Annotated in this window: 10 protein-coding genes; 8 read left to right on the forward strand and 2 right to left on the reverse strand. The window is 44.1% G+C overall.

Features of this window, described 5'->3' with window-relative positions; translation table 11 throughout:
- Positions 1 to 78: 78 nt before the first annotated feature.
- From QZ176_RS09675 to QZ176_RS09705, 7 genes are all read left to right on the forward strand, one after another.
- Positions 79 to 3,441, forward strand: coding sequence for a hemagglutinin repeat-containing protein (locus tag QZ176_RS09675; RefSeq protein WP_295153167.1), 3,363 nt, complete (start codon positions 79 to 81; stop codon positions 3,439 to 3,441).
- Positions 3,431 to 3,820, forward strand: coding sequence for a phytanoyl-CoA dioxygenase (locus QZ176_RS09680; protein ID WP_295153169.1), 390 nt, complete (start codon positions 3,431 to 3,433; stop codon positions 3,818 to 3,820). The genes QZ176_RS09675 and QZ176_RS09680 overlap by 11 nt, the downstream gene beginning before the upstream one ends.
- 38 nt (positions 3,821 to 3,858) lie before the next feature.
- Entirely contained in the window at positions 3,859 to 4,245 is a 387-nt protein-coding gene (locus QZ176_RS09685) for a phytanoyl-CoA dioxygenase (protein WP_295153171.1), read from the forward strand.
- Between the two features lie 294 nt (positions 4,246 to 4,539).
- A complete protein-coding gene (locus tag QZ176_RS09690; RefSeq protein WP_295153173.1) occupies positions 4,540 to 4,941 on the forward strand; it encodes a hypothetical protein in 402 nt (133 codons plus the stop codon).
- A 220-nt stretch (positions 4,942 to 5,161) separates the two neighbouring features.
- On the forward strand, positions 5,162 to 6,343 hold the full coding sequence (trpB, locus tag QZ176_RS09695; protein ID WP_295153175.1) for a tryptophan synthase subunit beta: 1,182 nt from the start codon (positions 5,162 to 5,164) through the stop codon (positions 6,341 to 6,343).
- Complete coding sequence (gene trpA / locus QZ176_RS09700) at positions 6,336 to 7,082, forward strand: tryptophan synthase subunit alpha (protein WP_295153177.1); 747 nt, start codon at positions 6,336 to 6,338, stop codon at positions 7,080 to 7,082. Before trpB ends, trpA begins: the two co-directional genes overlap by 8 nt.
- A gap of 10 nt (positions 7,083 to 7,092) precedes the next feature.
- Complete coding sequence (locus QZ176_RS09705; RefSeq protein WP_295153178.1) at positions 7,093 to 8,244, forward strand: hypothetical protein; 1,152 nt, start codon at positions 7,093 to 7,095, stop codon at positions 8,242 to 8,244.
- Positions 8,245 to 8,464: 220 nt separating this feature from the next.
- On the opposite strand, the gene QZ176_RS09710 is transcribed toward QZ176_RS09705, so the two are convergent.
- The gene (locus QZ176_RS09710) at positions 8,465 to 10,561 is read right to left on the reverse strand and encodes a TonB-dependent receptor (protein WP_295153180.1); all 2,097 of its coding nucleotides are present in this window, start codon (positions 10,559 to 10,561) and stop codon (positions 8,465 to 8,467) included.
- 419 nt (positions 10,562 to 10,980) lie between these two features.
- Here QZ176_RS09710 and yedE point away from each other — a divergent pair, with 419 nt between their 5' ends.
- A complete protein-coding gene (gene yedE / locus QZ176_RS09715) occupies positions 10,981 to 12,042 on the forward strand; it encodes a YedE family putative selenium transporter (RefSeq protein ID WP_295153182.1) in 1,062 nt (353 codons plus the stop codon).
- Between the two features lie 300 nt (positions 12,043 to 12,342).
- On the opposite strand, the gene QZ176_RS09720 is transcribed toward yedE, so the two are convergent.
- Positions 12,343 to 12,540 (reverse strand): hypothetical protein (locus QZ176_RS09720; RefSeq protein ID WP_295153184.1); only part of this gene is annotated, 198 nt, incomplete at its 5' end.

Genomic DNA, 12,540 nt, shown 5'->3' on the forward strand with positions numbered 1-12,540 from the left:
AAATTTTAAAGCCGAGGCTTTATGAAAAGTATAAGGATGTGGTTATAGAGGTGTAGGGAATATGAAAAGGAGGAGTACTTGAAATTTAAGCCTATAACAATAATTTGCCTCCTTTGCATATTGCTTGTAAACCTAACCGCCGCCCTCATCTCCCAAAAAAGCGCCGCATCTGCAAGCTCATATACCTGGGGCTTTAGCGTAGGCGCCTCCGCAGAGCTTAGCGGAACCACTTCCAAAGATAGTTCTAAATCAAGTAGCTCCGTAGCCTCTAATCTTAGCGGTAATAATATTAAAATTTTAACTGATAGCAATAAAGATACCGCTATAAATATCAAAGGCTCAAATTTATATGCTAGCAATGATATATATCTAAACACTCATAATCTGTTTATGGATGCTTCACAGGATAGCTATGAAGCTAAACAAAGCTCTAAAACTATAAGCGGAAGAGTATCTGCTACTATGTATGGAGGCGGAGGAGGAAGCGCAGGGCTTGATTACTCTAGAAGCAATATGAAAGAGGAAAGCCTTAGCCACAATAACGCTAAAGTTTATGCAGGACATAATATATATGCCTTAGCTAGTAACGATGCTTTAATAAAAGGAGCTAACCTTAGAGCGGATAACGCTTTAGCTTTAAAGGTAGGACATGATCTAAGCCTAGCAAGCCTACGAGATAGCTATAATTACGATAGCAAATCTAGCTCCATAGGAGCAGGTATAGGCATAAGCGGCAGTAAAACAACCTCCGATCCGGACAATCCCTCTGACATAAGCAACAACATAGTAAGGTATTCAAATTCCAAGCTTTCAAGCATAAACGCTAACTACTCCAGATCCAAATCAAGCACTATGGTAAAACAGACCGTGCTATCTAGTATAACCGCTAAGCAGCTTTACATAGAAGTAGGATCTAATACCGATCTAAAAGGCTCACTAATAGCTGCAGGCTACTATGATGAGAATGGAAATTTCATAGATAACGGCAAGCTTAGATTAAAAACGAATACCCTAACATTCTCAAATTTAAGTAACACCAGATACGACAAATCAAATTCTTTAAGCATAGGGGCAAATTATGCTTTTAAAGATCCGCAACAAGGAGGGGGAAACAAGGAGGGCGAGAACGCTCAATCTAAAGAGAGCAATACCGACCCTAAGTCTAAAATTTCATCGATTAACTACGCTAATAATAGAAACCTATCCTACTCTATGAGTAAGAGCTTAGCTACTATAGGAAAAGGAGAGCTTATAGTAGGAGATAAAGATATAAGCTCTTTAAGTAAAGATGAGCTTGCTTCTTTACAATCTGATCCTAATAATAAGGCTCTATATAACTCAGACGATCTTACTAGATTAAACAGAGATAGCTCCAAGCTAAGCAAAGAGCTCTACTCTACAAAGCTAAGCTCTAACGTTGATGCAAGCGTGGATATGAGGTTGTTTAGCGAAGGGGGAAGGAATGAGATAAAAAGAGATTATGAAGACGCCTCTACCATATACGATGCCATATACCAAATAGCAACTACCGATAGAGTTAGTATTAAAGACTTTTTTAGCGAAAACGGTAAAGGCTTTATGGTAGTAAACGGAGTAAGGCAGGAGTTAGCAAATAATCCAGAGCTAAGAGGGATGCTACAAAGCGATGAGCTTTCTGATCAAGAGAAACAAGCCATAACGCAAAACATCACAAGGCAGGTAATGCTAAATTTAGGCTACATTCCTAATCAAACAAAGACCATCTACACCGATGAGACCGGTAGAGACGGTAAGCAGATAATGGGCTTTTACTCCTTGCAGACCGGGCGCAGCTATATCAATATAAAAAACAACAAAAGCACAAAGGATCTAGTTGCTACCTCTGCTACAGAAAGCCAAAGAGCTATGGATCATCAAAGAGGTATAGACTTCCTCCAAAACGAAGACGACCATTCTACTTATTCACGAAATTTCGGAAACGCAGTAGCTAGATACTACGGACATGCTCTTAGCTCATACGGCAGTGGCTATGGCTCTGCTAAGATAAATAATCCTAGTAGTATCAATCAAAACTACTACGCAAGCAACAATAAAGAATTCTCTAGGCTGGATAAACAGAAGGGGGCGAATAGGCAGTTGCTTGATGAAGAGGTACATAAAATATATGAACTATCTAAAATTTACTCGGAAAAAAAGAATATACCTCTAGAAAAGGGAACCGCTATAGTATCTAAAGCATTCTATGGTTTAGTAGACAAAGATGCAAACGATATGTATGAAACTAACTTGGACACGGAGGAAGCTTTTGAATATCTAGAGGCTCAAGATTTTTTAAAATCTAAAATAGATTATTCAAGAATCGCCCCTACTTATGATAATGAATTTAGTGGTATAGGTTGGGCGTTCAAAGAGCAATATAACGATAGGTATTCAAATTTGAAAGGATATTCTAGAAATAAGAAATTCTATGAAAAATACCTCAAAATAGATAATCCAGCAGATACTTTCTCGTTCTCGGGTTTAGCCGATAGTATTAAAAATTTCGCTGATGGTTTTACAAAGCCGTTTAAAGATTTAGCTAATGAAGCCACTAATAATACTTCAGAATTTTTAAAAGCTACCGCGATAGGAATTTTAAATCCTTTTAAATCAGGATCTAATTTCGGAGAGAATTCACATAAAACATATGAAGAAGCAAATCTAGATGATTTTTTAGGTGATAAACAAGGTAGAGATCAAAAACGTGGAGAAATAGCAGGAAGTATTGCGCCGATCATAGCCGGCGGAACAATCGGAAGTATTCTAAAAAAAGGTAAAAATATCCATAAGGCAGGAGATGTCGGTACCGCCGAAGGCGCAGGGGCTACAAAACTTTCAACGACTGTCGGTGAGACCACGGGCACGGGATCGGTAAAAACTCCGGCTGCTATTAGCGGTAGGGTTGATTTGCAGCAAGGTCCAACATTTACCAAGCCTGCACCATATACAGAACATGTAAAGAGAGTATTTGTAGATAGTAAAAGTGCAAATTCTGATCTAGCTACTTTAGTGAATAAGACAAAAGCGGATTATATAGTTACATCAAAAGGGATTGCATTTGGCGTCAAAGATCTTAAAAATCTATTAGCTTTACAAGGAACATCCGCTAAAGTAGGAGATTTCACTGGTCTAACAGGCGCATCATTTGAAGAGATATTTTCAAGAGCGCCAAAAGACTGGAAAGTAATGCTACAAAATGACGGTAAAGGAATAAAATTCGTTGATAAAGATGGTGTAGAAAGAGTCAGAATACACGCGCCGGAAAACAATCAGAAATTGCCAAGCACCGCAAATACTAATAACGGATGGGTTTTAAGAATCCCTGCTAGTAGAAAAAAATATTTTGATGATTCCGGTAAAATATTACCATATGATACTGATGAAACCCATATCCCAATAAGAGGAAACCCAAATGCAAATTAACGGAAAAGAGATATTTGAGAAAGGCGGTCTTATGTTTTATTTAAGCCGAATGGCTTCTTTGGAACATCAAGATAAATATCTAGTGCATGCCACAGCTAAATCTTACGAAGACCCATCAGAAATGGCGGAACTACTATGTGATGAATGCTGGCGAGCCCTTGACGAAAAATTTGAATTCTGCTTCTTACCCTATGAAAGAGAGATCTTAAAAGAGCTTGCAGAGCTTATTTATAAATATTTTAAAGATCAAAGCTTGCTAGAGGGAGATACCTACGAATATTTGGTTTATCACAATAAATCATGGATAGAGGTCAGAGAATTAGCCTTAAATACCTTGCATATTTTCGGATATGATTTAGGTGACTTTGATCTGTATTAAGCTCACGGAGACAGAACTTAAATAAAAAGGAAACCCAAATGCAAATTAACGGAAAAGAGATATTTAAGAAAGGCACTCTTATGTGCCGCCTAAGCCGAATGGCTTCTTTGGAATATCAGGACAAATATATCGTTTACCCCACAATCAATAAGTATGAAGATCCGTTGGAAATGGCGGAACTTTTATATACCGAATGCAAGAGCGCCTTATTGGAGCAATTTGAATTTTGCTTCTTACCATACGAGAGAGATGCACTAAGAGAACTTATGGAGCTCATAAATAGATACTTTAAAGATCAAAGCCTGCTAGAAGGCGTATGTGAATATTTGATCTATCATAATAAATCATGGGTAGAAGTCAGAGAGTTAGCCTTAAAGACTTTGTATACCTTCGGATATGATTTGGAAGACTTCGACTATGATTAAACTCGGATTAGACCAGGCAGAATGAAATTTATCCCATATATCTTTAATCTGCTGCTATGCCTAAGTGCCTGGGCTTCTATAGATATTAATGGCATAAGCAATAGCAAATCTAGCTCCATAGCAGCAGGTATAGGCATAAGTGGAACTAAAACAAACTCCGATCCGGACAATCCCTTTGACATAAGTAACAACATAGTAAGCTATTCAAATTCCAAACTCTCAAGCATAAACGCTAACTACTCTAGATCAAAATCAAGCACTATAAAATTTAAAAATTCCCAACAAGGAAATAAAATGAAATTTTTAAGGCAATACAAAAACATTATCCTATTACCATTTTTGCTAATTATTTCATTTTTTGTTTTTCGTATGATTTATACGGAAATAATTAGCGAGTGCGCTCCAATGCGGCTTTTTTCAAAAAATTCTCTAAGTAATAGCGGTTATGTTAAGTTAAAAGCAAAATGTATAAAAAAGGCTTTGGAAAATAACGATAATCACCTTATTATGCAGTATTTTAAAAGAGAAACGAGCGAGTGTCTTGAGATTATTGATGAACCGCCAAAAATCCCACATAATTTGATTAGGGTTAATAGCCTTGAAGAGTGGAAAAAATTAAGGATTACAGATACTGACAATATAATTTGCCCTATCGGTAATTCTAAAAAGAGCGATATTGGCAATGAAAGCAAATAAATTCACAAATTATTCAAATTCATGAAGTTGGGGCTGCTCATCAAGCAAAACATTAGCCGCAATTTGAAGTGTAAATTTCAAAATTTACTATTTTATGCCGCGTGTTTTTTGTGACTGTATATCCGATAAATTTAGAAGGACGCCGCAAAAGGCGCCGTCAAAAAAGCGAAATTTAACGCGAAATTTTATATAATCTCACGATTTAATGCGAGGAGATAGGATGAATAAAAAGGCGTATTTCGGGAGTTTCGGCGGGCAATTCGTGCCCGAAACGGCGATGTTTGCGCTCGAGGAGTTGGAGGATGCGTACAACACCATAGCGCAGACGACGGAATTTAAAGATGAGCTGGACTACTTGCTGCGCGAATACGCGGGGCGCCCGACGCCGTTATATCACGCCGCGCGCCTTAGCGAGCACTACGGGCATGAAATTTATCTAAAGCGCGAGGATCTCAACCACACGGGCGCTCATAAGATCAATAACGCCCTAGCGCAGGCGCTACTCGCTAAAAAAATGGGTAAAAAAAAGATCATCGCCGAAACCGGCGCGGGTCAGCACGGCGTGGCGACGGCGACGGCAGCGGCGCTATTTGGGCTTGAATGTGACGTGTATATGGGCGAGACCGACGCCGCGCGCCAGCAGCTCAACGCCTTTAGGATGCAGCTTTTGGGCGCAAATTTAATCAAAATCGGCACCGGTCTTAAAACGCTCAAAGAGGCCACCACCGCGGCGATTCAGGCGTGGGTGAACGAGATCGAGAGCGTATTTTACGTCATCGGCTCGGCGGTCGGACCGCATCCGTATCCGAAGATGGTTAGGGATTTTCAAAGCGTCATCGGCGCCGAGACCAGATCACAGCTCGCAAGCAAGGGGATCAAAGCCGACTACGTCCTAGCTTGCGTGGGCGGCGGAAGCAATGCGATAGGAATTTTTAGCGCGTTCGTGGACGATCCTAGCGTGCAACTCATCGGCGTCGAAGCGGGCGGCTTGGGCGCACATACCCCTTATCACGCAGCGACCATCACTAACGGGCGCGCGGGCATCATCCACGGCATGAAAACGATCGTACTGCAGGATAAATTCGGCATGATCGAGCCTGTTCACAGCATCTCGGCGGGGCTTGATTACCCGGGCGTAGGTCCTGAGCACGCGCATCTGCACGAGATAAGTCGCGCAAAATACGAAGCGGTAACCGACGATGAGTGCATCACGGCGCTTAAACTGCTCTGTAGGCTTGAGGGCATCATCCCCGCGATCGAAAGCGCACATGCGTTAGCGTATTTGCAAAAGCTCTGTCCGCAGCTAAAGGGCAAAAAAACGATCGTCGTAAACGTAAGCGGCAGGGGCGATAAGGATATGGATACCGTGATGAATTACAAAAAAGGAACGATTTATGGATAAGATCAAGGCGGCCTTCGCCGGCAAAAAGGCAAATATCGGCTACATCGTGGCTGGCTACCCGAGCCCAGCGCACACGAAAGAGTTCTTGTCAAATTTAGACGAAAGCGTGATCGACCTGCTTGAGATCGGCATCCCGTATTCCGACCCGCTCGCAGACGGCCCCGAAATTTTTAAGGCGAGCTTTTCCGCGGTGCAAAACGGCGTAAACGCGGAGAAGGTATTTGAAATTTTAAAAGGGGTACAAACGCACAAACCGCTTGTGTTTTTGGTCTATTACAACGTGATCTTTGCCTACGGCGCGCGCGAGTTTGTATCCGAGGCGGCACGCTACGGCATCAGCGGGCTAATAATCCCCGATCTGCCGTATGAGGAAAATGAAGAAATTTTTGCGCTTTGCGAGGAGTTCGGTATTGCGCTCATCCCGCTTATCAGCGTTACGAGCGAACACCGCGCCGCTAGGGTTTTGAGCCGCGCGCGAGGCTTTATCTATGGCGTGGGCGCTATCGGCGTGACCGGAAGCAAGCAAACGCCGATTTCGCGCCTTAAAAATATGGTCGCCGATCTTAAAAAAATGAGCGATTTGCCCGTAGCGATCGGCTTTGGTATCCGCACTGCCGGCGACGTTCGCGCCACGAAAGAATACGCAGACGGCGCTATCATAGGCACCGCGATCGTAAATTTATGCGCGAACTATGGCGGGCGCGAGCTGCAAGGCAAGATCGCCGAACTTTTTAACTAACGGAAAGAGCATGAAAAAGATATTTTTGATTTTAATCGCAAATTTTTGCCTCGGCGCCAATCTGATGCAATACGATCTTTTCAACCACGACGACAGCGTCGACATCGCCTTGGCATTTGACTCCGCATACAAGCCAGACATCGTGCGCCGCGTCGATGGGCAGTCGATGAGTCTTATTTTAAAAGGGCTTGGCGGCGATGAGAAATTTAACGAAATGCGCACCAATCAAAAGGTCTTAAAAAGCTTTACGATTGCGCCCAAAGGCAAGGATATCGAGATCAACTTCCCCACCGGAGCCGATCTGTCGGTTGATGCTCTTACTCAAGACGGCAATTTAAAGCTCATTTTGCGCGTAAAAAATCCCGCTTTCGATCAAAGTAAGATGAGCGTCAAAAGTGAGGCGAATGAAACGGCGCAAAGCGGTAGCAGCGGGGTTTCCGTGATGCCGATAATCGTAGCGTTACTGCTTGCGGCCGCGGCTTTCGTCGGCGTGCGAAAATTTTTATCACACAAGCCGCAAAAAAGTATCGACGAGACATGGCGGGTTTTTGAAGACGACGCTAGCATGGAGAGCGCTGACGTGGACGTAGCGGGCATCGATGAAATTTTAAACGACTCCTCTTTTAAAAATCAGAGCGGATCTAAGAACGCAAATTTTACCAATTATTCTGGCGCGCAAGAGTTTGCGAAGAAAGATGAAGCCTCTGCTTTAAATTCCAAAAATTCTAACGACTCAAAAAACGTAGATGGTGCAGATTTTTTAAGAGGCGAGAACGTGAGAGAAGAGAGCATACGCGATAAATTTTACGATGAGGTTGCGCGTGCCGAGCGTTCGGAAGCTACGGAGGCGGACGAAAACTATGAGAGCACTGAGAATATAAGGGCAGCGGATAAAATTTCGCCGCTTAAAGTAAGCCCTGCCGAGAGTGGCACGATAGAATTTCGCGAGGGAGCAAAAGAAAGATCGGATGCAAAAGAGCCTAAAGTTTCGGCATTTAAAAGCATTTTAGAAAATGAGCTGCTTGGCTCGGATACCGCAAGACCTAGCGACGTGCGAGTAGAGCTTGTGCGCGAAATCGACGAAAATAATGCTGCCGTAGTGCTAAGTTTCGCGGGCAAAAAACATCTAGTGGTGTTAAAAAGCTCCAACGCTATCGATTGATGAGACGAGAAATTTCGCAACTTGCGGGCTTTGCGACCCATAAAATTTTGTAATTTGTTAAATTTTAAAAATTATGGAATTTTATAGCGCTAGAAATTTATGCCACATTTAAGCCCCATCGCCAAAAGGTCGCGATGGGGCTTAAATTTAAAAAGAAAGAAGGGCGAAAGCTCGGGTAAGCTTTAAAATTTAACCCGCGCCTCGCCCGTATAAGCTTAGCCTAAAATTTCACTTCCAAATCGACGTAGAAATTTCGCCCCGCGCCGACTGCCAAAGTCTCACGCGTGCGGTTTGCGTTGATGTAGTGTCGATCGAAAATATTATTTACGCCAAAGCTCACGTCCGCGCCATCAAGGACCGGAATAACGCCGTTTTTGATCTTGTAGCTTCCTCTGAAATTTGCGATCGTAAAGGCTTTATCGACGTAAAAATATTCCGTTCTGCGAGCGAAATAGGAAGCGGGTTTAGAATGAGGCTTGAAGTAATGACTCACTTCAAAACCGAGATTTAAATCGTGCAGAGGCGAGTAGAAGGCGTGCGCGCTTAGCTTTTTGGCGTGATTGTTTATGTTTTCGTGCGTCTGCTTATTGTAAATTCTAAGTCGCTCGAAGCTCGCGCCGAAATCAAAGTCCTGCGTTTGATAGTTTGAGCTTAGCTCAAAACCATGCCTTTTGGCTTGATCGATATTTTGATACTGCCCGTATTGTTGCGAAAAGCCGCCCGGAGGCACGCCCAGATGCGGAAGCGCCTTTATGCCGATCATATCTTCGATCTTGCCGTTAAAGTAGATAAATTTCATATCGAAGTGATCGTCCGTAAAAATTTCATCCTGTTTAAAGCTAAATCCGACCTCGTACTCTTTTACGGTTTCAGGCTTTAGATCGGGATTTGGGATGTAATAATAATGTATGTTCATCGGCCCTGATTGCGATGTTTCGTGCGGCGTAGGCGCGCGGAAACTCTCGCTGTATCCCGCTAAAAGCGTAAATTTATCAAAGAGCGTATAGGCAATCGCCGCGCGCGGAGAAAATCTGGAATCTTTAAATTTAGCCGATCTGCCTTTGATGTCGCGATCGAATCTATCGTATCTACCGCCTAAGGTAAGTTCTAAATCATCGTGCAAGCGGATCAAATCCTGCGCGAAAAGCCCGTAGCTATTGTATTCATTCGGAAAGGAGGCAAAATCCGATAGCACGCCGTTTAGGATATAGGTCGCATCCTCTTGCCGCTTTTCGTAATCGCCGCCGAAAGCGAAGCTGTGGTTTAAAAAGCCCGTATCAAATTCCGAGATATTTTTGATCTCTAAGCCCTTGCGATCATCTTTATTGGCGTAATCTAGCGTGCCCGTAGGTTGTTGATCTTTATAGCCGCGTTTATACTCGGCTCTGCTTTTATAGGCCTTAAAAGACATATCCACTAGCGGGCTTTGCGGCGTGAAATTCCAATCAAAAACGTAATCTCTCTGGCTTAAATTTCCATGCACGAAGAGATCCTCCTCGTTTTTCCATAGCGTTTGCCAAACGGTGTGTAAATTTTCGTCGTAATCAAAGGCGCTGAAACTTATGCGGTGATCGTCCAGGCTTGCGCCGATCTTAAAAAATCCGGTATCGATATGCTCGTTATTGAAGGTCTTGTCGTAGTCCGGGGCATAGTGCGTGCCGCCGTCTGCGAGCTTAACGTTGCCGTAGCTTGCGCGCTTGCCGTAGAGTAAAACATCAATCGGAATTTCCTCGCCCTTGCCGTAGACCGCGCCGCGCGTGCTATGCATATTGTTTGATTCGAGCCTCTGTCCTAGCATCAAACCTACGCTTTTGCCCTCGCTTAGATAATCACTCGCGCTTTTTGTCTGCATATTTACGATACCGCCGATCGCACCCGAGCCGTGCAGCACCGACGAGGCGCCCTTTATGACCTCGACGCGCTTTAGGATGTCGCTATCGGTGCGGAAGGATGAGATCATATTCGAGTACATCCCTGCGCTTCTGCGCACGCCGTCTTGCTTGATGATGACGCGCTCGTCGCTTTGATATCCGAATCCGCGGATCTGAAACTGCCTGCCGATCTGACGCCCCATATCCATGCTGCCGTCAACGCCCGGTATCTGCATGATCGAATCGATCACGTTGGTTTTGGCTTTCATATCCTTGGGGGTTAAAATTCCGGCCGAGCCCGCGTATTTTAGGTTATCGACCGCGCTTACCGTCGCTTGCACGACGATTTGGCCTAGATCTTGCGACTTCGTGGCGTTGTTTTCGGCCGCATTCGCTCCGCCTATTGCGCCTATTGCAAGCGGCACCAATAAAATTCGCTTTTTCATGCCTCGACCTTTAAAATAAAATTGAAATACATTATTATATATCTACATACTTAAATAAGGTTGAAATTTAATTTCAAAAACATTTGAAATTCGTTATTATTGGCGGCAAGCATGCGCTCAGCTTGATCTGCTTCCGCGTTTTGACTTCGTTCTGGCCGTATCCTTCCGCGCCGCTCCTGCACTGTTTCCACACCCTGCCTGCGCCGTATTTGAGCGGATAAATTCGGCGTTTTTGTTGCAATAAAGAGTCTAAATTTAAACGTCCGCGATTTACTTGCGTCTAAATTTAGGGGCTGCTCTCGTGATTTAAATCCTTCACTTTCCGTAAATTTAGATCGGAATTTATTTGCTTTTTATTTTACAAAGGATAAAATCGCGCCTAAGAGATCGGTCGATCTAAATTATTTCAGGATCTTTTCATGAATAACGTTAAATGGTACATCATCGCAGGCGCCGTGCTAGGCGTGCTGGGTGCGACGCTGGTGCATTTTGGAAACCCGGGCAATATGGGCGTTTGCGTCGCTTGCTTTTTGCGCGACACTACGGGTGCGCTGGGCTTTCACCGAGCTAGCGCGGTGCAATACATCCGCCCGGAGATCATAGGGCTCGTGTTCGGCGGCTTTTTGGCAAGCGTGCTTTGGACGCGCGAGTTTGCGCCGGTTACCGGCAGCTCGCCGTTTGCGAAATTTTTCCTAGGGATTTTCGCGATGATCGGCTGCCTTGTATTTTTGGGATGTCCGTGGCGCGCGTTTTTGCGCCTAGGCGGCGGCGATTTGACCGCACTAGCTGGGTTGGCGGGTCTGATCTGCGGCGTACTCATTGGGTTTTTGCTTAAAAAGCGCGGCTATGAGGCGAGCAAAGAGGCGAGACTTAGCGGCGCGATCGGAATTTTGCCCGTGATACTGGGCGCAACGCTACTTGCGGCTTTGGTTTTCGGACTAAAAACGGGCGAGGGCGGCGCGCTTTTTATCTCCGCTAAAGGCCCCGGCGCGCAACACGCTGCGGTAAGTATCTCGCTGGCTGCGGGCATTATCGTGGGCGCGGTGATGCATAGAAGCAAATTTTGTAGCGTCGGCGCGTTCGGCAGAATTTTCCGCGGCGATTTCTCGATGTTTTGGGGCGTGCTAAGCGTCATCGCGTTTGCGAGCATCGCAAATATCGCATTCGGACAATACAAACTCGGCTTTGAAGGTCAGCCTATCGCACACAACGATTTCGTTTGGAATTTCTTAGGCATGGTGCTCGCAGGTCTTTGCTTTAGCCTCAGCGAGGGCTGCCCGGGTAAGCATCTGGTGCAGGCCGGCACGGGAAATTTAAGCTCAGGCATCTTCGTCATCGGCATGGCGGCGGGCGCCGCGATCGCGCATAATTTCTTGCTCGCAAGTTCGGCCAAAGGCATCACCGAGTTCGCTCCTTACGCAGTCGTGATCGGTTTTGTTTTCGCGCTTTACGTGGGGATTTTTCAAAGACGCAGTGCTTAAAGCTGATACTTAATCTAAGAGATCAATCGAATACAGAGACAGCGTATTTGATCAAGCTCCGGTAGTGTGCTTATAAAGAAATCTGCTGCCGGAGCGGAGTGCTCGCTGCAAGACTGGCGCAAGCAGCTGGAGATGGAATTTAAGAATTTGTAGCCGTATTCATAATGCGATAAAGCAAATGATAAAAATAGATTCCGCGCAAGAAAAATTACGATCAATTTTTAAGAGTCGCGCCTTTAAATTTTAAAATTTAAAGGCTTCGCCGTTTGAGGCTTCTTTCATTTAAAACTCTTTAATTTATTAATTAAAATCCAGCCATACGTGACGCTGGGTCTTATCCAAATCAATGCCTTTTGTCTTCATAAAAAATTCTTTTATCCTAACGTAGTCGTCCATAGTTTCTATCGTAAAGGCGATATCTTTATCCTTGCCTCGGATTATTATATTATCGTAGAATATAAATCTAAGTTGAAATTTAAAAACTAAAAAATATATAAA

Source organism: uncultured Campylobacter sp., assembly GCF_905373215.1.
In the GTDB taxonomy this organism is placed as follows: Bacteria; Campylobacterota; Campylobacteria; order Campylobacterales; family Campylobacteraceae; genus Campylobacter_B.